The 21,756-nt window shown below is 37.4% G+C and carries 20 protein-coding genes; 9 read left to right on the forward strand and 11 right to left on the reverse strand.

Annotated elements, in window-relative coordinates:
* The first annotated feature begins 274 nt into the window (after window positions 1–274).
* Complete coding sequence (locus tag AC3B6B_RS00965; protein WP_489756846.1) at window positions 275–1,177, forward strand: LysR family transcriptional regulator; 903 nt, start codon at window positions 275–277, stop codon at window positions 1,175–1,177.
* Between the two features lie 76 nt (window positions 1,178–1,253).
* Here AC3B6B_RS00965 and scrK read toward each other — a convergent pair whose 3' ends face one another.
* The 3 genes from scrK to AC3B6B_RS00980 form a co-directional block, all read right to left on the reverse strand.
* Window positions 1,254–2,129 carry a fructokinase ScrK gene (gene scrK / locus AC3B6B_RS00970; protein ID WP_489756847.1) on the reverse strand — a complete coding sequence of 292 codons (876 nt, stop codon included), beginning with the start codon at window positions 2,127–2,129 and terminating at the stop codon, window positions 1,254–1,256.
* Window positions 2,130–2,249: 120 nt separating this feature from the next.
* Window positions 2,250–2,984, reverse strand: a complete 735-nt coding sequence (locus AC3B6B_RS00975; RefSeq protein ID WP_489756848.1) for a LytR/AlgR family response regulator transcription factor — start codon at window positions 2,982–2,984, stop codon at window positions 2,250–2,252.
* A 1-nt stretch (window position 2,985) separates the two neighbouring features.
* Window positions 2,986–4,182 carry a GHKL domain-containing protein gene (locus tag AC3B6B_RS00980; RefSeq protein ID WP_489756849.1) on the reverse strand — a complete coding sequence of 399 codons (1,197 nt, stop codon included), beginning with the start codon at window positions 4,180–4,182 and terminating at the stop codon, window positions 2,986–2,988.
* A 480-nt stretch (window positions 4,183–4,662) separates the two neighbouring features.
* On the opposite strand from AC3B6B_RS00980, the gene AC3B6B_RS00985 reads away from it, so the two are divergent.
* The 4 genes from AC3B6B_RS00985 (at window position 4,663) to AC3B6B_RS01000 (ending at window position 10,174) form a co-directional block, all read left to right on the forward strand.
* Complete coding sequence (locus AC3B6B_RS00985; protein ID WP_489756850.1) at window positions 4,663–5,229, forward strand: hypothetical protein; 567 nt, start codon at window positions 4,663–4,665, stop codon at window positions 5,227–5,229.
* 276 nt (window positions 5,230–5,505) lie between these two features.
* Window positions 5,506–6,933, forward strand: a complete 1,428-nt coding sequence (locus AC3B6B_RS00990; protein WP_489756851.1) for a C69 family dipeptidase — start codon at window positions 5,506–5,508, stop codon at window positions 6,931–6,933.
* Window positions 6,934–7,022: 89 nt separating this feature from the next.
* Entirely contained in the window at window positions 7,023–8,018 is a 996-nt protein-coding gene (locus tag AC3B6B_RS00995) for a D-2-hydroxyacid dehydrogenase (RefSeq protein ID WP_489756852.1), read from the forward strand.
* A gap of 488 nt (window positions 8,019–8,506) precedes the next feature.
* Complete coding sequence (locus AC3B6B_RS01000) at window positions 8,507–10,174, forward strand: glycoside hydrolase family 13 protein (RefSeq protein ID WP_489756853.1); 1,668 nt, start codon at window positions 8,507–8,509, stop codon at window positions 10,172–10,174.
* 69 nt (window positions 10,175–10,243) lie between these two features.
* On the opposite strand, the gene AC3B6B_RS01005 is transcribed toward AC3B6B_RS01000, so the two are convergent.
* Window positions 10,244–10,396 (reverse strand): hypothetical protein, encoded by a 153-nt coding sequence (locus AC3B6B_RS01005; RefSeq protein ID WP_489756854.1) that lies wholly within the window; start codon window positions 10,394–10,396, stop codon window positions 10,244–10,246.
* A gap of 125 nt (window positions 10,397–10,521) precedes the next feature.
* Window positions 10,522–11,376: a CAP domain-containing protein gene (locus tag AC3B6B_RS01010; protein WP_489756855.1), complete on the reverse strand. Its 855-nt coding sequence runs from the start codon at window positions 11,374–11,376 to the stop codon at window positions 10,522–10,524.
* 147 nt (window positions 11,377–11,523) lie between these two features.
* Here AC3B6B_RS01010 and AC3B6B_RS01015 point away from each other — a divergent pair, with 147 nt between their 5' ends.
* The 4 genes from AC3B6B_RS01015 (at window position 11,524) to AC3B6B_RS01030 (ending at window position 16,083) form a co-directional block, all read left to right on the forward strand.
* Window positions 11,524–11,979, forward strand: coding sequence for a MarR family winged helix-turn-helix transcriptional regulator (locus tag AC3B6B_RS01015; protein ID WP_489756856.1), 456 nt, complete (start codon window positions 11,524–11,526; stop codon window positions 11,977–11,979).
* Window positions 11,972–12,913: a nucleoside hydrolase gene (locus AC3B6B_RS01020; protein ID WP_489756857.1), complete on the forward strand. Its 942-nt coding sequence runs from the start codon at window positions 11,972–11,974 to the stop codon at window positions 12,911–12,913. Before AC3B6B_RS01015 ends, AC3B6B_RS01020 begins: the two co-directional genes overlap by 8 nt.
* A 243-nt stretch (window positions 12,914–13,156) precedes the next feature.
* The gene (locus AC3B6B_RS01025) at window positions 13,157–14,956 is read left to right on the forward strand and encodes a heavy metal translocating P-type ATPase (RefSeq protein ID WP_489756858.1); all 1,800 of its coding nucleotides are present in this window, start codon (window positions 13,157–13,159) and stop codon (window positions 14,954–14,956) included.
* Between the two features lie 266 nt (window positions 14,957–15,222).
* Window positions 15,223–16,083, forward strand: coding sequence for a helix-turn-helix domain-containing protein (locus AC3B6B_RS01030; RefSeq protein ID WP_489756859.1), 861 nt, complete (start codon window positions 15,223–15,225; stop codon window positions 16,081–16,083).
* 151 nt (window positions 16,084–16,234) lie between these two features.
* Here AC3B6B_RS01030 and AC3B6B_RS01035 read toward each other — a convergent pair whose 3' ends face one another.
* From AC3B6B_RS01035 to AC3B6B_RS01060, 6 genes are all read right to left on the reverse strand, one after another.
* Window positions 16,235–16,990, reverse strand: a complete 756-nt coding sequence (locus tag AC3B6B_RS01035) for a YibE/F family protein (RefSeq protein ID WP_489756860.1) — start codon at window positions 16,988–16,990, stop codon at window positions 16,235–16,237.
* Complete coding sequence (locus tag AC3B6B_RS01040; protein WP_489756861.1) at window positions 16,987–18,075, reverse strand: YibE/F family protein; 1,089 nt, start codon at window positions 18,073–18,075, stop codon at window positions 16,987–16,989. Before AC3B6B_RS01040 ends, AC3B6B_RS01035 begins: the two co-directional genes overlap by 4 nt.
* Window positions 18,076–18,183: 108 nt before the next feature.
* The gene (locus AC3B6B_RS01045) at window positions 18,184–18,540 is read right to left on the reverse strand and encodes an arsenate reductase family protein (RefSeq protein ID WP_489756862.1); all 357 of its coding nucleotides are present in this window, start codon (window positions 18,538–18,540) and stop codon (window positions 18,184–18,186) included.
* 161 nt (window positions 18,541–18,701) lie between these two features.
* Window positions 18,702–19,310 carry an aggregation-promoting factor gene (apf, locus tag AC3B6B_RS01050; protein WP_489756863.1) on the reverse strand — a complete coding sequence of 203 codons (609 nt, stop codon included), beginning with the start codon at window positions 19,308–19,310 and terminating at the stop codon, window positions 18,702–18,704.
* A gap of 367 nt (window positions 19,311–19,677) precedes the next feature.
* Window positions 19,678–20,157, reverse strand: a complete 480-nt coding sequence (rlmH, locus tag AC3B6B_RS01055) for a 23S rRNA (pseudouridine(1915)-N(3))-methyltransferase RlmH (protein WP_489756864.1) — start codon at window positions 20,155–20,157, stop codon at window positions 19,678–19,680.
* Between the two features lie 314 nt (window positions 20,158–20,471).
* Window positions 20,472–21,731, reverse strand: a complete 1,260-nt coding sequence (locus tag AC3B6B_RS01060; RefSeq protein WP_489756865.1) for a S1C family serine protease — start codon at window positions 21,729–21,731, stop codon at window positions 20,472–20,474.
* Window positions 21,732–21,756 lie beyond the last annotated feature (25 nt).

Consider the following 21,756-nt stretch of genomic DNA (forward strand, 5'->3'; position numbering starts at 1 on the left):
CAAATCCCGTTGACCGCGACTTGACTTTTCTAATTTTGCACACTATGATACCTACAACGATCCTTTAATGAAAATTAGTTCTGTGAAGCTACAAAGGAGATTCTTAACATTCAAATAAGCGCTGCACCAATTGTTAGTGCCAGCTAATTTCTCACATCCCTTGTAGTTGTTTGGCAAACTATGAGGGATTTATTGGTTGATAATCAGTTTCAAAGTCTAGTTTCAACATGAACTATTGGTATCTAAAAACACATTTTTAAATCAGGGGGAAATTATGGAACTCAAACAGTTACGATATTTTGCCGCGATCATTTCTCACGATAGTTATCGTCAAGCTGCGCAGTCACTGGGAACCGTTGAATCGAATCTCAGTATTCAAATGAAACATTTAGAAAAAGAATTAGGGACCAAATTGCTGGTGCGCGAAGGCCGCACAATGCGCCCGACAGCAGCCGGGTTAGAACTTTATCGCCATACGAAATTAATTTTACAACAAGCCCAAATTATCAGTCGCGCAATTCCTAGTGTTAAGGAAAATCCTTCTTCCAGACAAACGATACATATTGGCGTCAGTGGTAATTACTTAACGCCACTCATTGTGCAAGCGGGTAAACATTTACGCCAACAATTTCTTTTTGAATTTGTTCAATTAGACACCAACCAAATGTTAACGCAATTAAAAAATAATCAATTAGACTTAGCCATTACTCCGCTAGCACGTAGCATCACGCAAGATCCCTTGTTAGAATTCACTTTTTTGTTCACTGATAAAACCGTTGCCTTAATTCCCAAAAAATGGAGTAAGTTGGCTCAAAAAAAGCAAATTACTTTTGCTGAACTTTTCTTAAACCCCTTAGTAGCCCTCAAGCACCAATTCGTTGTGCGGCAACACTTAGACGAATATTTTCTGCAAAATCATCTCAAAGCCAATATTGAATATGAGGTTAATGATTACTCCGCTTGTCTCGCAATTGTGCAGCAAAATGAAATTGCTGGCATGGTGACCGAATATTTTATGCAACAACAAGCACCGCAAAAACAATTGCAAGTTATCCCCATCATCTCGCAAATTCTGCCCATTCAAATGGGCATTGTCAGTCTCAAGCAACCCAACTTGGCGATCCCTGTTAATCAACTCAAGACTGCCTTATACGAAGAATGCTTAACGATTAAATAATCGCAAAAAAACTGAGTCTCCACCGCGGATCTTTCGCCAGTTAAACTCAGTTTTTACATTTAACATTTAATTTTAATTACGCATTTTGAATTTGGTAAGCTAATGCAAAATTGCCTAAAGTTGCTGAGCCATTATTCTTCACTCGCGGCATGGTAATATACTTATCTAAAGCAGGCACTTGTACATAATCATTCAATAATGTTTTAAATTGTTGGCGCACTTTCACTAAGAAATCTTCGCTAATTACACCGCCACCAAAAACAATATTATTTGGCCGTAAAATTAAGGTTTGTTGCACAGCAGCTTGTGCCACATAATAAGCCATAATGTCCCAAACGTGATGTTCATGTGGGACATCTTTACCGGCTTTGTTTAAGCGTGCTTCAAAGGTTGGGCCTGAAACCAAGCCTTCTAAGCAATCATGATGAAACGGACAAATACCCGCAAAATCCAAATCATCAGGATGGCGTTTGACAAATGTGTGTCCCATTTCTGGATGACCAATACCTTGCAAAATCTTACCGTCTAAAACGGCCCCACCACCGACGCCAGTACCGACAGTGTAATAAACTAAAGAATTAATTTTTTCATTAAATAAATTAGCTGTCACATATTCACCGTATGCGGAGCCGTTAACATCCGTGGTGAAGTAAACAGGCACGTCAAAATTGCGCTTTAACGGGCCAATTAAATCGACATAATGCCACTTGGCTTTCGGCGTATCGGTAATATAACCATAATATTGATTATTTTTTTGTAATTCAATGGGTCCAAACGAAGCGACCGAAATAGCGGCTAATTCAGGAAACTTCTGAAAATATGTAATCATTTGCTGAATTGTCGTTTGCGGATCAGTCGTTGGAAACTGCGTCTGATCTAAAATCCGATAATCCTCGTTGCCCACAGCACAAACAAATTTGGTTCCCCCAGCTTCAACACTACCTAATAACATCTTTTGCTACCCCTTTACAATTTTTCTTAATCATACCGATTTCTCAAAGCATCTGCAAGTTAGCCTAGCTCTCAATCTAACCTAGCGCACTTTTTAAAACTAGCAACATGCTTACTCAACTTAATTAGCAGCTAACAAATTCTCTAAAGTTTTGACCTTGCGACGAGCAACCGGACAAGTAATTCCATTTTGTAAAACAACTACCTTTTGCTTTTTATTAAATTGCAACAGAAAATCAGTATTAATAATAACCGATTTATGAATCCGCACAAAATTAGTGGGCAAGCGCTGCTCCAAATCTTTCAGGTCACTATTTATTGTTTCTTGTTTAGTTATTTCATGAATTAACAGTTTATGGTCACCCAAAGTTTCTATGAACTCTATTTGTTGACAATCTAAATACAAAATTTGATCAGTCGTTTTGACGACCAGTAATTTTCGTTGTTGTTGCTGTTGTTTTAACTGCTCTTGAACTTTAATCAAGATTTGAATGACATCATGTTGCAACTGCTGCGGATTATCTTTAACTATAAAATCCAACGCCGCAACTTGGTATTTAAAAGTTTCCCGAGCTAATTCATCATGTGTCGTCACAAAAACAATAGTACCTAAACTATCAAATTTTCTGATTTCTGCTGCTAATTCCAAACCATTTAATTGTGTCTGCAAATCAATATCTAAAAAATAAATGTTGGGTGTCGAATTGTTCAACTGTAAAGTTTTTAAAACTTCTTGTGGGTCAGCAGTGGCTTGTACAATTTGCATATCTAAATTTTCAATCAATAAATAATTATTAATTATTTTTTGCAATCTTTTTAATTGCGCGTTGTCATCTTCACACAGGTATATATCCATTTTACTGCTCTTTTTTGATAATTAATTTTTGAATAAATTCTTCTTTAGTAACTTCAGTTTGTAAACTCAGATGGGAATATTGCTGGGTAATTTCCTTGATATTTGCCAGTCCTAACCCTGAATGATCAGCTTTAGTTGAGTAATTAGCTTGATAAATTTGTTTGAGATTAATCGAGTTTTGATAATGGTTCTTGATAATTGTCGTTAACTGACTAGAATCGTCATAAATAACAATAGTCATTAAGCTTTGCGCTGCTGTGCTTTTGGCTAAATCTTCAATTGCTTCAAGAGCGTTATCTAATAAAATCCCCAAACAACGATTGTAATCCAGTATTGAAACATTCTGTGGAAATTGTCTCACTTCCTGAGCAATTTCTACATGAATGCGGTCTTTTAAAGTGGTCAATTGTCCTAACTTAACAGCTAATAAACCTTTAATTTCAACAATTTTTAAATTACTCAAAGATGACAGATTAAATAAATCCGTGGTTTGTTGGACCTGATTATTTTTAATTACTCCGTAAAAATATTTTTTCAGACCCGCTAGATCTTGATCTTCAATATAACCAGCCATACCTGACAAAATATTGAGATAATCATGCTTAAACTTACGGAATTCTTGCTGCGCATTTTCTAAAGTCTTCAAATAAGCAGTGAGCTGTTGCCGATTTTCCTGTTCTAGCTGTAATTGTCGTTGTTGATTTCGATCACGACTCCATAACAAAAACGTTAAGATAAATAAAAGACAAGTTCCTAAGAACAAAAGACTAATTTGCGTAATAGTTTGATTGGTAGTAACTGCTTGATTCATTAAATAAAAATAACCAATCATCATCATGATTGTTATCAAGCTAGTAATTAACATAGTTACTCTATGTTTTTGCAGCACCTGATAAGTGTGTAACTTTTCAAAACCCCAATTTAAGAGCTTAACAATCATTAAATCAGATATTAAAGCAATTACAACATTCACCCAGATCCAATTTAAACTATTCTCTTGAATTAAATATGAAATTTTGAAAACTTTATATAGTAGTACTTCACTCAACTGGCTAGTTGTCAGCAAAATTAAAAAAGATAATAATAAGAAAAACAGTTGTTGCAGAATGATTTTTTTATAGAGTAAATAAATTCCGACAATGACAACTTCCATAAATAATAGAACAATTAATGTCCCGCTCACTTTCAGTCTATTCATTATCAGCATAATACCCGTCAAAATCACACCGTTACTGCTTACAAGAATTAAGAACTCTTTGTTGGAAAATTGCATTTGAAAAAACTGCAAATTCACTAAATATGTCACAATATACAATAATAAAATGATTAACATGATTAAACCTAAAATTGATCTAAACGACATTAGCAATCAGACTTTGCTGGAAATAACCATTACTTAGCAATGAAGTACTAACAAATTAATATTCAATTAATTTTGTTGTTAGAGTCACCCTTACACCTAATTTAACTAAAATAATTTTAACATACCTTATGGCATCACTTGCAACGCCAATTTACTACAAGAACAAAGTTCTAGATCTTCTTCAATATCGCAATGTCTATCGAAGCGCCTTTAAGAAAAATTAACCGATAAAGATGAAAATGAACCGTTTAAGATTTGTTACCATGTTCTTCAAAAAACAAATTATTATGAACTCAGACAAGAGAGGTGAGTTCAATGCAAGCAAAGACTAAAAAAACAATTTGGATAGCTATTATTTTATGTATGATAGTTTTCATTATGCTAATTACTAACTTATTCCTAAAAAATCCTTACCAAAGTTTTCAACAAAGTATTCCCTTGAAACGGCAAGTAAACTCCTTAGTCATTAAAACGGGCGGTGCTGATGTACAAATCAATGTAAAACCAAGATCAGTAAATGATATTGATTTAGCAGGTTACTTACCTGTCAAGATGATTCAACCACTCAATCATTGGTCTAAGCAAAATTCTGATAATTTAATTATTGATTTTTCGAGAAGCAGTCATCAAATCGGATTAATCTCTAATAAAAACAACCCCCATATCAAGTTGACTTTATCAGCAAATCAATTAAATCAATTATCCCATTTTAGTGTTAATAGTGATGGTGGAAGTATAACTCTTAACAACACTTCAACAAAAAAGTTACGGTATCAAGCTAATCTTAATGGTGGTCAACTTTATCAACACAATTCCAAATACTATCAATCAGGAAAACAGTTTTTAATTAAAAGTAATGGTGGAAATTTGCATATCGAATAAATCTTAATTACTCAATACAAATAAACTAGAACCCGAATTAATGCCCTTATGGTGGTGCTTGATTAATCACTAGTCAAATTTATTACAGCAAAAGCGTCCAATCCAGCGAAAATGGACTGGGCGCTTTTGCTGTTGGTTACTAATAAAAATCGGTGCAGTTCAAAAAGGTCTTAACAACCAAATTCTCCGTATAAGATTTTAGTGAAATCCAACTTAAATTTAAGAAAGCTTATGTTAGACTTAACTTAAAACTAAAAAACCAAAGGAGTTCAGCAAATGACAAAACATTTATCTGCCTGTACCACGATTTTAGTTGGCAAGAAAGCTTCATTAGATGGTTCCACCATGATTGCGCGTAATGATGATACTTTTCACGCGGTAGCACCACACAAGTTTGAATTTCATCCAGCACAACACTTAGACCACCAACCAGTAGTCAAGTCTTGGTTGAGTAACTTCGAAGCGCCGGTGCCTCAAGATAGTTTCAGTTGGCCAGGAGTTCCCAACGTTGATTACAAACACGAAGGCTATTATGACGAAAGTGGGATTAATTCTCAAAATGTCGCCATGTCCGCCACTGAAAGTACTTATGGTAACGAACGGGCCTTAGCTTATGACCCGCTAGTTGTGGATGGCTTAGACGAAGATTGTATCGTGCGGATGGTTTTACCTTACGTTACTTCTGCTAAACAAGCAGTCCAACGCACGGGCGAATTAATCAAACAATACGGTTCACCCGCAGGAAATTCCGTTTTATTTAGTGACCACAACGATGTTTGGTATATGGAAATTGTTACTGGTCATCATTGGGTGGCTCAACGCATTCCGGACAATGCCTACGCCATTGCTGCTAATCGCGTTTCCATTCAACAAGTCGATTTTGACAATCCACAAGAATTTATGTGGTCCGACCAGATTCAAGAATTTGTCAGTGAGCATCATCTAAATACCGACCAAACTGGTTGGAACTTCCGCCATATTTTTGGAACTGATAATCAAAAAGACCGTCATTACAATAATCCCCGTGTTTGGTTCGGCCAAAAATATTTCAATCCAGAAATTGCGCAAGCACCTGAAGATGGTGAATTACCATTTATTTGTTACACGGATCATAAAATCTCCGTGGAAGATATTGAATACGTCCTTGGTTCTCACTATAACGAAACACCATTTGATCCGTTGCAAGCTGGTGAATCAGCTGATAAGTATCGCTACCGGCCAATTGGGCTCAACCGGACCCAAAATTCCCATATTTTACAGATTAGAAATGATGTTCCAGCTGGTTTAGCCGGCGTTATGTGGCTGTGCTTTGGTTATCCGAGCTTTGCACCATACTTGCCGTTTTACACCAACATGAATGAAACTGATGCTTCCTTTAACGATACTGCCATGAAATTTAATTTAAAAGACGCTTACTGGCTGTACAATGGCTTGTCCGCCTTAGTTGAGAGTCATTACATCAATTTTGTTCAAAGTGACATTGATTTTCTCACCAATTGTAAACAACAATTCCGCACTGCTTTAGCTAACAGTGATCAACAGGCAACTCAGTTAACGGGGGCAGACTTAACTACCTTTTTGACTCAGCAAAACCAAGCATTGGTGCACACTAACCGGCAACAAACTTTAGACTTTATGGGTGATTTAATGACCCAAAGTATCAATTTATCTAAATTAACTTTTAATATGGATAAGAATCTGTAAACCACAACACCTGGTGGTACGTAATAAAACTTGATGTTTAGTAAATTGTCGTGGTAGCTTTTAGTTGATTAATAAGGAGACAGATAAACATGAAAATTGTTAGTTTTAGTATCCGAGACGATGAACGACCAGCTTTACAAGAATGGCAAGAGCAACATCCAGAAGTCGAAGTCCAAATTGAAACTGAATTATTAACTCCCCAAAGTGCCAGCAAAGTCCAAGGCGCTGATGGGATTGTCACTTACCAACAGTTACCTTACACTAGAGCCACTTTACAAGCCGTACATGATTATGGCGTCAACAAAATGTCTTTGCGCAATATTGGAATTGATAATATTGATCAAGCAGCCGCTAAAGAATTTGATTTTCAAATTACGAATGTGCCGGTTTATTCCCCCAACGCCATTGCTGAACATGCTGTTTGGTTAATGGGGCGTTTGTTACGTCGCGAACCCGAAGCCACAGCTAAAGTTGCCCAACGTGACTTGCGCTGGGCCCCAGAAATCGGTCGTGAATTGCGAATGCAAACGGTCGGTATTGTCGGGACTGGCCATATTGGACGCGTCTTAATTCAGATCTTAAAAGGCTTTGGTGCCAAGGTCATTGCTTATGATCCTTACCGCAATCCGGAACTGGAACAAACAGGAATTTATGTCGATGATCTCAATGACTTGTTCAAACAAGCTGATATTATCAGTTTACATGTTCCTTCGACTCCAGAAAATATTCACCTGATTAATGAACAAAGTCTGCAAGAGATGAAACGAAACGCCATGATTATCAACGTTTCACGAGGTGATTTAATTGATACTGATGCCTTAGTAGCTGGATTAAACTCCGGCCAAGTTGGTGCCGCTGGTTTAGATGTTTATGAAAATGAAGTTGGCATCTTTAACGAAGATTGGCGGGGTAAAACTTTTCCAGACGCTACTTTAGACGATTTATTAAACCGCAAAAATGTCATTATTACCCCCCATACCGCCTTTTATACTGAAACCGCGGTGAAAAATATGGTACAAATTGCCCATAATGAAAATCTGAAGATGATTCAAGGTCAAACTCCAGATAATGCTATTAAACTTTAATCACACTACGAAAAAAGCTGGTTTAAAGCTGAGTATTAACCTAGACTAAGGACTTAAGTCGGGCTTTGACTTGAGTTCTTAGTTGTAGTTAAACGTAAGCTTTTAGCTTTTGGAGCGTTAGATCTAACACTGCGACAAGTGCCGGTTAAAAACCGAGGACTAACCTAGGATAAATAATTAAGTTACGACTTTTAACTTGATTGTTTATTTGTAGTTAGACACAGGTTTTTGGCACTTGGAGCGTTAGATCACACTAAAACTTCAACAGATCCATAGCTAAGAGAATGTTCGCAATAATTAATGCGGACATTTTCTTTTTATTTACCAATCTTTCACTCACTAATCTACAACGTTTTATTAATCAATTTTCATTGTAAACGTTTGTACAATATGTTAGAGTACCTGTGTTATCAGCTTGCCACAGCTAGCAAGTGTTGAATTTTTTCTAGTTTTGTGGCAAGTCAATTTACAGATTGAGGAGAACATCTATGGCCAATTGGTTTAAAGATTCAGTAGTTTATCAAATTTACCCCCGCAGTTTTCAAGACAGCAATAATGATGGTATTGGTGATTTAAACGGTATTAAGCAGCGTTTACCTTATTTAAAAAAATTAGGTGTGGATGTTTTATGGCTCAATCCAATTTATCAATCACCTGATGTTGATAATGGTTACGATATTTCGGATTATCGCAAAATCCAACCGGTTTTTGGGACGATGGCTGATTTTGATTCTTTGCTGGCAGCAGCACATCAACAAGGTCTCAAGATTTTGATGGATTTAGTGGTTAACCATACTTCGGATCAGCATCAGTGGTTTCAAATTAGTAAACAATCACAAGATAATCCTTATGCTGACTATTATATTTGGCGCGATCCTGTCGACGGTCACGAGCCAAACAATTGGGGCTCTGCTTTTAGTGGTTCTGCTTGGACTTATGTACCTGAACGAAAACAGTATTATTTACACTTGTTTGCTGAAGGTCAACCAGATTTAAATTGGGAAAATCCCCAAGTTCGCCAAGCTGTATATTCTCTTATGAAGTTTTGGCTAGATAAAGGTGTCGATGGTTTTCGAATGGACGTCATCAACTTTATTTCGAAACCACAAGGCTTACCAGATGCTCTTCAAAAAGACGGTGCTAAGTATGGTGATACCTTTGCCACCGTGGCTGATGGGCCACGACTAGATGAATTTTTACAAGAAATGAACCGAGAAGTGTTATCACAATACGATATTATGACTGTCGGTGAAATGCCTAACTCTAAGCCAGAAGATGTGATCAATTATACGAATTTAGACGGACGCGAATTGAATATGGTCTTTCAATTTGAACATGTAGACTTAGGTGCTAATCCTGATGCTCGGCTTGGCAAATGGAACGACCAACCAACGCAATTAAAAGATTTAAAACGTGTTCTCTCAAAATGGGAAGAAACACTGTCAGGCAAGGCTTGGAATAGTTTATACTGGGGCAATCACGACCAACCGCGGGCGGTATCCCGTTTTGGCAATGATCATCAAACATATCGCGAGCTATCTGCCAAAATGCTAGCGACAACTTTACATTTGCTGCAGGGTACGCCTTACATTTATGAAGGTGAAGAACTGGGCATGACAAATACTAATTTTACCCAATTATCCCAATATGAAGATATTGAATCCATCAATGCTTATCATCAATTAGTGGATCAAGAACAGATCGTGCCCTCACAGACAATGTTGCATTATTTGGCTTACAAGTCCCGCGACAATGCCCGCACGCCCATGCAATGGTCTGCACAAAAAAATGCCGGTTTCACCACCGCCCAACCTTGGTATCAATTAAATACTAATTATCCGCAGATTAATGTGGAGAACGAATTAGCTGATCCAGACTCCGTATTTTACTATTACCAAAAATTAATTCAATTGCGGCATGATTCCGATTTAATCAAATATGGTGATTATCAGTTATTAGATGCTGATGATGAGCAAGTCTTTAGTTATCTCAGACATTATCAAGGTCAAACTTTACTAGTCATGAATAACTTTACTGACCAAACTCTCCAGCGCGACTATCACCAAGAAACTGGGCAATTAATCATTGGCAATTATCCTGATGATTTAGGAACTCAACTACGACCTTATGAAAGTAAAGCTTATTTATTAAAATAGCCGTTGACCACTTAAAAAGTAGAAAAACTCCCGTTAGCCAAAACCAACGGGAGTTTTTCTTAATTATTATTACTTATCAGCTTTATGATAATCTTTCTTCATATCATCTAAACCGTTTTGCAAAAAAGCAAGTACTTCGTCTGTATGTTGACGACGCTTTGCAGAATTCAACTTGGAAACTGGGCGGCGACGTCCGGTCACACCTTTATGTGTATTAGCCATCGTAATCCTCCTCCCTGTTCGAAAATTAATTTAACTCAACTATTTTATTTTACGTAAAAAACCAACAAGATTCAAGTCATAATTCTGATAAATTATTTTTCCAATCAACCACCCTAAATTGGACGTTATTGATGCGGCAAACACTTAACCGCGCTAGCAGGTAACCATTCATCAGCAGCGACTTGGTAAAAGGGCTGACCAGCAATCATTTTAAAACAATTCGTGTACCACTGCGAATTACTCGGCAAAAAGCGTTGAGCTATTTTTTGCCCCAGATGATTATATACAGGCGTAGTTTGCACAGTTTGTACTACGCCGTGTAAGCGAAACATGGCACTCGTGGCATTTTTTTGCGGATATTGCCACCAATCTTCTTTTTGCGACAGGTCATAAGTGGACGGATACTCAGCAGCTAAACCCTGAGCTTGTGTGTATTGATAATAAGCTTGCGCTTGTTGTTGCTGCGTTATTGACCAATTAGTGGTGTCTGGTGTCCAAAAAGTTTGCACCAAGTATAAGACCCCATCACCACTTTGAGCAATTCCCACACCTACTTGCGTGTATAACGGATTAAGCATGTTCTTGCGGTGCCCGAAATCGGGATTACCGTAATCATCATAAAAAAAAGCTAACGCGTTGACGACATTTTGCCGCACATTACCCGTGTCCATAATTCGTTCTAAATTCTCACCTGTATAACTATTGGGATGAAAGGTTCCCCAGTTATTATCATGACTTAAACTACGTTGTTGCGCCAAATCCTGGGCCCGCTGTTGTGAAAAACTTTCCAACTGTGAATCAACTTGTAACACTGGCAAATCGTTTTGCTGCCGCAATCGATTTAATTCTTGATTCAAAGCTTGGTGATACTCACTTAAATTTAATGAAGCAGCATCAACCGGCATCATGTTCATATAACTTGCTATCCATAATACCCATCCGAAAATAAGCACTGGCAGCCAATAGCTTTTGAGTTTCATTGCCGTCCTCCTCGCAAGCCTTTTTTCTTATTATAACTTAACCAATCACCAATAGTTAAATTTAATCTCTGTGTAATCCTGCACGTGGAACTAATGAATTTCCTTAGGCAGTATGCTAACATTATGGTATATGGGGGTGGTTCGTTAGTGACCGAAAACGTTATGCACTTGATCAAAATTGTTTCTAATCAATTATCACGACAAATTAATCATTTTGCTAAACAATTTGGTTTAACTGGTGTACAAATTCAAATTATTGACTATTTAAATCATTTACCACAAAATCAATACGTTTATCAAAAAGACATTGAACGAGAATTTAATATTCGTCGTTCCACTGCAACTAGTGTTTTACAAAAAATGGAAGAAAATGAATTAATTGTTCGCAATATTTCACCGTCTGATTCACGCTTAAAAATTGTTTCCGTTTTACCAAAAGCTGAGGCTTTACAGCCCCAAATCAGTCACTTTTTAGAAGAAAGTAACGAGCAATTACTCAGTAGTTTGAGTACTTTTCAGCGCCATAGTTTCATCAAAGCTTTAGAAAAATTGCCGGCAGAATTATCCAAGCTTAACCACCAGGAGGAAAAGAAAAATGATTGAAAATATTGTTTTTGATTGTGATCCAGGTAGCGATGATTCCATTGCTATTCTTGAAGTTTTTGCACATCCTGAAAAGTTACACGTGACAGCGATGACAACGGTTGGGGGCAATCAAGTACTCAGTAACGTCACTCGCAATTTACAACACATTCTATGGTTTTTAAAACAAACAACCCCGATGGCGCCGGGACAAGCGCAACCGATTATCAAAAATTTACAAAACGCTTCTGAATTCCATGGTAAAAATGGTCTAGCGGGACCAACTTTTCCCCCTGAAGCGGATGAATACCCATTGGCCAGCCAGAACGGTGTGACTTTACTGCACGAAATGATTTCTCACAGTAGTACACCCATGACCATTGTGGCCACTGCACCGTTAACTAATATTGCTTTATTGCTAAAAGTTTTTCCCGAAGATCAAGCAAAGATTAAACAAATCATCATTATGGGTGGCGCTTTAAGTGGGGGTAATGTCACCAAGGATGCTGAATTTAACTTTTACGTTGATCCCGATGCAGCGAATATCGTCTTGACTTCAGGGTTGGATATTGTTTTATGTGGCCTAGACGTGACCAATCACACAGCAATAAGCAGTGCGGAAATCCAGGCTTTAAAAGGTCGCGGTCCAGCTAGTCAATTAGCTTATGAAATTTTAGTACCGTATTCCCGCGCTGAACAAAAAAGTCACGGATTTGATCTGGCTCCGATCCATGATTTATCAACTGCTTCTTATTTATTACAACCTGATATTTTCCAAGGTCAAAAATTAGCTTTAAAAGTTAACACTACTTGGGGCGACTTACGTGGCAAAGTCCAAGTCAACCCCGACCAAGAAGCTTCAGCTAACGTCTTAGTCTTACAACAAGTTGACAGACCCCGTGTGATCCAACTTTTAAGTGATTCCTTGAGTATTTTAGATCAAAGATTATCATAATACTGCGACCAGTAGCGCTCAGAAGTTGAGTATAGCTAGATAAAGGACTTAAGTTTTGGTCTTTAAACTTGAGGACTTTAGCGTAGCTAGACGCCGACTTCTGCTACTGGGAGCGCTAATTAAAACGCTGCGCCACCAAGCCGGTCACTCAACAAACTAAAGAATAGTCAAACTCGTCTGAGTTTGACTATTTTTGGTTTTAGATTATAATGATTCTAAACTAGAAAGTTAGGAAGGTCTATTATGCACTACAAGAAATTATTGGTTATCTTTTTGATTGCGTTAGTTGCTTTAGTTTTACAATTTGGATTGCACCTCAATTTGTGGGCGCAAATTTTAATTACTGTAGTCGGCTTGTTCCTAGCTCTTTCCATGACTGTTGAAATGATTAAAACGTTAAGATCTGGCAAGTATGGCGTTGATTTATTAGCTATTTTGGCCATTATCTCCACGTTAGCGGTGGGCCAGTATTGGGCTAGTTTGATCATTTTATTAATGTTAGTCGGTGGCGATACTTTGGAAGATTATGCAGCCAACCGAGCAGGTAGTGAACTCAAGGCGTTATTAGATCATGCTCCGGAACAAGCACACCGGATCAAGCAGTCGGATGACATTGATGATATTTCTTTAGAGGAAGTTCAAATTAATGATCTGCTATTGGTCAAGCCTGGCGAACAAGTTCCTGTTGACGGAATCGTCACTAAGGGCACCGGCAATTTTGATGAAGCTTCTTTAACGGGAGAATCCAAACCTGTTGAAAAAAATGTTGGTAGTGAACTCATGTCCGGTTCTATCAATGGTTCTTCGGCGATTGAATTTCGCGCCACTAAGTTAGCTGCTGATTCACAGTATCAAAAAATTATTCGCTTGGTTAAAGAATCTCAAGACCAACCAGCGCATTTCGTTCGTTTAGCTGATCGCTACGCGGTACCTTTTACAATTATTGCCTTAATTATTTCGGGCATTGCTTGGATTATCACTAAAGATCCGAACCGTTTTGCCCAAGTTTTAGTAGTTGCTTCGCCATGTCCGTTAATTTTAGCAGCGCCCATTGCATTAGTTTCAGGAATGAGTCGCACTAGTCGCAACGGAATTATTGTTAAAAGTGGAACTTCCATTGAAAAAATGGCGCTCTTAAAAACCATTGCTTTTGATAAAACCGGAACCATCACTCAAGGCCAATTAGCTTTAGACCAAGTACAACCTCAGAATGGTTTTACCAAAGAACAAGTACTCCAGTTTGCCGCAAGTGTCGAACAACAATCGAATCATATTTTAGCTACTTCTTTACTGAACTCTTATCATGATCAATTACTCGAAGTTGACCAATTAAGTGAAGTCACTGCTCAAGGGGTGCAAGGTCAGATTCAGCAGCAATTAATTAAAGCTGGTAAACTCGACTTCGTGGCACCTAATTTACCAGCAGATCATAACGACCAACCGACAATTTACGTCAGTGTTGCCGACCAGTACGCTGGTAAAATTACCTTTTTAGATCAAGTTCGTCCTGAAGCTGCAACGACCATGACCCAACTCAAGCAATTAGGCTTAACCAATTTACAAATGTTAACCGGCGACAATCAAACTACTGCTGAGACAGTTGCTCATGAAGTTGGTGTCCCTACCGTTAAAGCCAATCTCTTACCCGAAGATAAAATTAACGCCTTAAAACAAACGCCCTCAACCCAACGGCCTTTAGCGATGGTCGGCGATGGCGTGAATGACGCTCCTTCTTTAGCCGTTGCTGATGTGGGAATTGCAATGGGCGCCAAAGGTTCAACTGCTGCTAGTGAAGCCGCTGATGTCGTAATTGTCAAAGACGACTTAAGCCGCTTAACTCGAGCACTGATTATTTCGCGCGAAACGATGACCATTGCTAAGCAATCTGTTTTAATTGGAATCTTCATTTGTATTGGCCTGATGTTAATCGCGGCAGTCGGAATTATTCCAACAATTATTGGCGCACTACTGCAAGAAGTAATTGATACAGTTTCTATTTTATGGGCCTTAAAAGCGCGGCATGGTAAAACTAATTTTAACTAACAGCCAACTTTATTATTACTTAAAAGTTACCATTTATGCAAAAATGAGTGGTAACTTTTTCTTTACCCTGATAAGATAGTTTATAATTAAAAGATAAATTGCAGTCAAAAATTAATAATTGGTGTGATTTAGCGGTATACTAGTTAGTAGTAGATACTTTTTGTAGATCATCAGTCACTCAATTATTTTTTTACTGTTTCTGATTTCAGCAAATTATTTTTTTCATAAATCATTGAATTTAGAAGTGATAGGTAGGGAAGTTGTAAATGCAGCATATTGGTCAAACTATTGCTAAAATCCAAAAAATGAAAGGTATTAAAGTTACTGAATTAATCGATAATATTGTCTCACGGTCTGAATATTATCGGTTTATTAACGGACAAACTCAACTAGCAGTTGATGTTTTTTTTCAACTTTTAGATCGGTTACACATTACACTCGAAGAATTTCAATATATTAATAACGATTTTCAACGTTCCGATTTTTTTCTTTATCAAGATAAAATTGCCGATTTATTAAGCAATCATCAAGCCACCGAATTACACCAATTATCCGAAGAAATTAAACAACGCCACGGTTCTGATCCAAACTCCAAGTACCAACATTTAGCCATCCAAGCAGAGCTATCATCTGATTACTTATTGCACCAATTTCATTCGGAAAAAGCCGATCCGTTAGTTAAATATTTTAGCCACTTAGAGTATTGGTCACAGTATGACATTACTTTATTTTTAAACTGTATTTTTGCCTTCAGTAATAAGGCCATTGATCAGTTTTTGCAAGTTTTAATGAAAGACATCAATAAGTATATGTATTACCCGAGTGAAATGAGTTTGGTCGTGCAGATTCATGTGATCTTAGCTTTTTTGGCAATTGAAAAAAAGCAAATTGAAAAACTAGAATTACTAACAGGTTCTTTAAATCAAATTAAGTTATCACCTAATCAATTATTGGAACGCTTGTTGCGCCAATATATTAATGGTGCCGTTAGTTATATTCATGGTCATCCTACAGACGGTCAACCGCAAATGGACTCTGCGATTGCCACCTTAGAGCATTACCAGATGGAACGCTGGACTAATAAATTAAAAGATTCAGAGCAATTAGTCTTTGAATTTAACAATTAATATCAAAAAAGCCAACTAAAAAACGTGTGAGACAAAAATCAGAAGTTAAAGCCTAACTACAAATTAGACCCAAACTTCTGATTTTTAAGGTACTATAAACAGTTATTAGTACCCTCGCCTGCTTTGGTTGGCTTTTTTTGTGATCGATAAATTAATTAGTTGACCCTTTATGGTGACGTCTTTGCCATAAAATATAATAATTCGTTAAGTAAACTGCGCCAATAACTCCTAAAAAAGAGATTAATAATTCCAAAACGGCGGCAATAAAAATAGCATTATTAACAATTTTTTGCCAAGAATAATTGAGCTGGACGAACCATAACCATAAGGTCAAATAACTCCCAAAAAAACTAAATAGCAATGTATTTAAGGCAGTGGCAATATTCTTTTGGCCAATCGCTAACCCCGCCTTTAACAGCTGGTGTTCCTCAATGTTCGGTTGATAACGCACAATTTCCCAGACGCCGGAACTCACAGCAATACTAGCTTCAGCAATGGCACCCAAGGCGCTGATTAAGACCACGACCACTTGAATTTGCGGAAAAGAAACGCCGACCCCTAAAACAAATTGCTCAATTTCTTCAGTATCCTCAACCGAAAAACCGTGACTAAATGACAGTCGTACCACCACTAGGGTCACTAATAAGACCACTGCTAACATAATTAAGGTGGTGACTAACGCCGTTTTTTGAACTTGGGAATTTTTCGTATTTGGATAAATCGCCAAACAAGTTAAGCCAATTGTTAAGAGCACTCCCACTAAGACTGGTGGAAATTCATCGGCAATCAACATAATTAACGCCAATAAAACAATAAAACTACTGGCTAAACTTAAAAATATTTTCCAGCCTTGATAGCCGCAAATTAATAATAAAAGAACTAATAAAAAGAGTGTTAAATAAATCATGCTTGATATCCTCGTAACCATTTACCGGCTAACACAGTGGTAATCGGCACAGCTAAAACAATGCCAATCGCACTAATAACCGTTTGCGTGTAGCCTAGAGTCATTGTTCTAGAAAGTGCAAAACCTAGTGTATTACCATTACGCAAATATAAAACCACAATTGGAATTAACTCTGCAATAAAGATAAAAAATAAAATATTCACTAGCGGTCCGATAATTTCACGACCAATGACTAAGCCCGATTGAAAAATTTCTTTCGCACTAATTTGCGGCTGTTCTTGCAGTAACTGATGCAAAGAGGCCGTAATATCAGTCGTTTCATCCATCACTGCTCCCAAAACCCCTAACAAAGTTTCTGCAAAAAAGACTAATTCAAACGGTTGAATTCCATAATTCAATGTTTCAAAATGGATGCCTTCGTTATGACTTAACTGTAGGATCAAAGCACTCACACCCAAAGCTAGTAGCGTACTACTTAAAGTCGCGACGACAGCAATCAAAGTTTGTCGCGAATAGCCAAAGATAATCCATAACGTGCTTAAAGTTACTAACAAGGTCAAACCTAAACTAATGGCTAAGATATGCTGATTCTGCCATTTTGTCGTTAAAACCAGAGCTCCCACAAAGAATAAGACATTGATTAGTGCGCTACTCAAGGCTTGCCAGCCGGCTTTGTTGAGCAAACCGATTAATAAAACACTCACGATGAGTAACATGCACCACAAAACTCCATCTCGTTTGGGACCGATAATATTAAAATGTTGATTTTTTTGATCTTGACCAATAAATAACTGCGTATGCACAAAATAGCGATTCGTATTGGCCTGTGACTGGAGATAAGTGTTCGATAAAGTCCGCTTTTGCCCCCGTTTAGAACCATTTAAAATTTTGACACGCAGTTTTTGGGTAATACGTTGATCATGATTTTGATAAGAATCTTCTTGATTATGACGCTTGATCACTTGCACTGACTGAACTTGCGCCACCGTTTGGTGGCTAAAGCTCTGCCAATTAACGATACCTAACAATCCCACGATCAGAATGATTAATAGCCACCATTTATTAGGACGAATCTTTTGTTTCAAATAAAATACTCTTTTCTTTGATTAATTAAGCTCTCGCAATTTTTCATCTTCCATAACGAACTATTATAGTCTAACATTCTTACAATCCAAGTCCACACCCAAAGTAACTTATAGCCAAGTTTCATCATAAGTTGCCTCATCAAAACCACAAGTCAAATGATCACCTTCGACTACTAAGGGACGTTTAATTAACTTACCATTGTGAGACATTAATTCGGCTGCTCTATCAATCGACATTGTGGGGAGCTGTTCTTTCAAATTTTGTTCTCGATAATCAACACCATGCGTATTAAAAAAATATTTCAGACCACGATCTTGATGCGCGCTCAACCACTGAACCAACTCTATTTTCGTTGGGGGTTGGGCCACCAAATCTTGAAATTCGTATTGGACATGATGTTCATCCAAATATTTTTGTGCTTTACGCGAAGTGGAACACTTTTTATAACCGTAAAACTTTTTCATATCATGACCTCCTTGGCTCTCCTTAATCATACTAGCATTGCTTATCAGCGTAATCATCATTTTTCTAATATCAATCAGCATAAAAAAGGCGGCCAAAACTGGCCGCCTTTTTCAACACGTGAATATCGAGGATAAATTATTTATTTGATTAAAATTTTAGTTTAGTACCAGCCGTGGCTCATCCAAAATTGTTGTGCACCAGCCCATGAACCGTAACGTGAAGTTACGTAGTTATTGGCAACCCGTTCTTGGTTAGCTGGTGAATAGTCACCATTTAAATAGGAAGAATCTAATTGATACTTACCATAGTAACGACCGTTTTGGGCAGTATAAGAACCACCAGATTCACGACCAGCAATCCATTCACGAGCACTGTCATAATTACCAGTAGCGGCATTTGTAGATTGGCTTGTCTGAGTTGTTGCTTGAACTGCTGGTTGTTGGTAACTAGCTGCATTATTATTAACAGCTTGTTGGACTGAATCAACAGCTGGGGTATTTTGAACTTGGCTATCAGTAGCTTGAGCTACTTGGCCGTCGTCTTTGATGACTAATTTTTGACCCACATAAATCATATTAACATCTTGAATATTGTTATCAGCAGCAACTTGATTAATTAAACTAAGATCATTACGAAGCTGTAAGGAAATACCGGATAAAGTATCACCTGGTTTAACTGTATAAATGCTGTCTGCTTTAGCAACCTGTGAAGCACCGAAGAATGAGACAATACTTAAAACTGTGGCAACGGCTACTTGTCTAAATTTCATAGAATATATACTCTCCTTTAAAATAAAAAAACGAAAATAAATTTACCAAACGGGCTGTGCCGTTCAACAAGAGATATACTAACAGAGAAATATTACGAAAGTGTTTCAAACTAATAATAAATTTCGAGCTATATTACAAACGTGTTACATAGAATCTAATTAATTTTTTAGATTAAGCTTATATGTGAAATGAAAGACTTTTAAAAAAAACAATCGGCGCCAACCAGTATTGTCATTAGGCTTTATTCGACTTTAGTTGGAGCTATTTTATTTTTAGCACGTGCTGATTGAGAATTTCCCCACGGAAACTTCAGTCAATTTTCTCAATTAAATATTACAATTCTCCTCTAAACTAGTCGTTTATTCCTTATTTATGGTATGGATTACCCGCATTAATCATAAATGCACGATAAATTTGTTCCGTTAAGACTAAGCGCATTAACTGATGAGGCATCGTAAATTTACCAAACGACAATTGCAATTGGGCCCGTCGTAAGACTGCCGGACTTAAACCTAGCGATCCACCAATCACGAAAGTTAACTTACTATGACCATAAGTTACTAACTCATCAATCTGAGCTGCTAATTCTGGCGAAGATAATTCTCTTCCTTTAATAGCTAGCGCAAAGACGTACTCATCGGGTTTGATTTTAGCTAAAATCCGTTGCCCCTCTAAGTCCTTAACTTGCTGCATTTGCGCCGCACTTAAATTTTCAGGAGCCTTTTCATCATTCACTTCGACAATCTGCAAGTCACAAAAACTTTGCAGCCGATGTGCATATTCATCAATTCCTTGTACAAAAAATTTCTTCTTAATTTTGCCTACACCAATAATTTTAACTTTCATGCTCTTCTCTTTTCCACAAATTTCTCTCTCAAACAAAATCCACTATAAATAGCTTTTGCTAGACCCATTTGGATATTTATCCACTTATCAACAAGATTTACACAATTCTGTTGATAACTTTTCTGCATAACTGCTTCCAATCTTACCAGTTATAAACAAACTTATCCACTTCCTTGTGGATAAGTTTTCATAATAGCTCTTACTTGTCTAATCGGCCAAATTTTTTTCACTTAATTTGCAAAAAAAACTGGAACTAAAGTTTGTCTAGTCCCAGTTCATATTTATTTCACCGATATTTTGCTAAAGCTCTCGTTTTAATCGGCTTTCGTTAATTTCATATCAACACTCTGTTCTTTGCCATCACGATAGAATTGCAATTTAACCGTATCCCCGACGGAATGGTTATAAAGTTGCGTGTGCAAATCAGCAATATTATTAATTTTCTTACCATTTAAAGCAACAATCACATCATACTTCTTTAAACCAGCCATCTTAGCAACCGAATCGTTGGACACTGAGTAAACTAAAACGCCTGAGTTAACATTGTCTGGTAATTTTAAGATGGAACGTTGTTGCTGACTCGGCACTTGATCCAAGTCGGCCACTTTAATGCCTAAAGCCGGCCGTTGAATCTTACCATTTTGCACTAACTGATTAATGATTTTGACAACTTCATTACTAGGAATGGCAAAGCCCATGCCTTCAACGGAGGTACCGTCTGTACTAGATGCCAGTTTCATTGAATTAATCCCAATGACTTGCCCCGCGGCATTAACCAAGGGACCACCAGAATTTCCAGGATTAATAGCCGTATCTGTTTGTAAAACGGTGGCTTGGCCCGTCTTTTGACCCGTTTTTTCATCCGTCGTATCAATAGTCCGATTTTTGGCAGAAATAATCCCTTCGGTAACTGAAGTAGCATATTTACTGCCTAAAGGTGAACCAATGGCAATGACCGATTCACCCGGTGTGACAGCATCTGAATTGCCAAAAGTAGCGGTGCCTTTAATTTTATCAGAACTAACCGAGAGCACTGCTAAGTCAGTAATCGAATCCGTTCCGACTTTCTTGGCCGTAATCTTGCTACCATCACTCAAAATAACTTCCAACTTTTGTGAACCTGAAACCACATGATTATTAGTTACTACATAAGCTTTACCATTTTGTTTAGCATAAATCACACCCGAACCTTCACTAGATTCTTGTAATTTACTTTTATTATTGGAATCAGTATTACCTTGGGCATTGGAACCATCATCACCATATAGACTGCCAAATAAAGCTCCCAATGAATTATCATCATTTTGCTCTTCACGTTGATAATTAATCACTGAAACGACCGAACCTTTGACCTTTTTAAAAGCATTAGTCATTTGGTTATTCGACTTCACAGTCACATTGCTGACCTTCGTGGTGCCTGCTTTACCGGAGCCTGTGATCACACTTTGATTAGCATTATTGGCGGAATTACCCCAATGACTAAAACCATAAAAACCCAGTCCCACACCGATAAAAGCCGAAACCAAGGCCACAATTGCGACTTTTAATAATCCTAATTGCGAATTATTTTTCAAGTTACGTTTCCCCCTTACATTTGTT

Source organism: Bombilactobacillus sp. ESL1197, assembly GCF_058107145.1.

What these genes read in the sequence shown, in the direction of transcription:
- rlmH (WP_489756864.1), bottom strand. Translation starts at nt 20,157, where the DNA reads ATGAAAGTTAAAATTATTGGTGTAGGCAAAATTAAGAAGAAATTTTTT.
- AC3B6B_RS00995 (WP_489756852.1), top strand. Translation starts at nt 7,023, where the DNA reads ATGAAAATTGTTAGTTTTAGTATCCGAGACGATGAACGACCAGCTTTA.
- AC3B6B_RS01020 (WP_489756857.1), top strand. Translation starts at nt 11,972, where the DNA reads ATGATTGAAAATATTGTTTTTGATTGTGATCCAGGTAGCGATGATTCC.
- AC3B6B_RS01035 (WP_489756860.1), bottom strand. Translation starts at nt 16,990, where the DNA reads ATGATTTATTTAACACTCTTTTTATTAGTTCTTTTATTATTAATTTGC.
- AC3B6B_RS00965 (WP_489756846.1), top strand. Translation starts at nt 275, where the DNA reads ATGGAACTCAAACAGTTACGATATTTTGCCGCGATCATTTCTCACGAT.
- AC3B6B_RS01010 (WP_489756855.1), bottom strand. Translation starts at nt 11,376, where the DNA reads ATGAAACTCAAAAGCTATTGGCTGCCAGTGCTTATTTTCGGATGGGTA.
- AC3B6B_RS01000 (WP_489756853.1), top strand. Translation starts at nt 8,507, where the DNA reads ATGGCCAATTGGTTTAAAGATTCAGTAGTTTATCAAATTTACCCCCGC.
- AC3B6B_RS01005 (WP_489756854.1), bottom strand. Translation starts at nt 10,396, where the DNA reads ATGGCTAATACACATAAAGGTGTGACCGGACGTCGCCGCCCAGTTTCC.
- AC3B6B_RS00980 (WP_489756849.1), bottom strand. Translation starts at nt 4,182, where the DNA reads ATGAATAGACTGAAAGTGAGCGGGACATTAATTGTTCTATTATTTATG.
- AC3B6B_RS00975 (WP_489756848.1), bottom strand. Translation starts at nt 2,984, where the DNA reads ATGGATATATACCTGTGTGAAGATGACAACGCGCAATTAAAAAGATTG.
- AC3B6B_RS01045 (WP_489756862.1), bottom strand. Translation starts at nt 18,540, where the DNA reads ATGAAAAAGTTTTACGGTTATAAAAAGTGTTCCACTTCGCGTAAAGCA.
- scrK (WP_489756847.1), bottom strand. Translation starts at nt 2,129, where the DNA reads ATGTTATTAGGTAGTGTTGAAGCTGGGGGAACCAAATTTGTTTGTGCT.
- AC3B6B_RS01030 (WP_489756859.1), top strand. Translation starts at nt 15,223, where the DNA reads ATGCAGCATATTGGTCAAACTATTGCTAAAATCCAAAAAATGAAAGGT.
- apf (WP_489756863.1), bottom strand. Translation starts at nt 19,310, where the DNA reads ATGAAATTTAGACAAGTAGCCGTTGCCACAGTTTTAAGTATTGTCTCA.
- AC3B6B_RS00990 (WP_489756851.1), top strand. Translation starts at nt 5,506, where the DNA reads ATGACAAAACATTTATCTGCCTGTACCACGATTTTAGTTGGCAAGAAA.
- AC3B6B_RS01025 (WP_489756858.1), top strand. Translation starts at nt 13,157, where the DNA reads ATGCACTACAAGAAATTATTGGTTATCTTTTTGATTGCGTTAGTTGCT.
- AC3B6B_RS00985 (WP_489756850.1), top strand. Translation starts at nt 4,663, where the DNA reads ATGCAAGCAAAGACTAAAAAAACAATTTGGATAGCTATTATTTTATGT.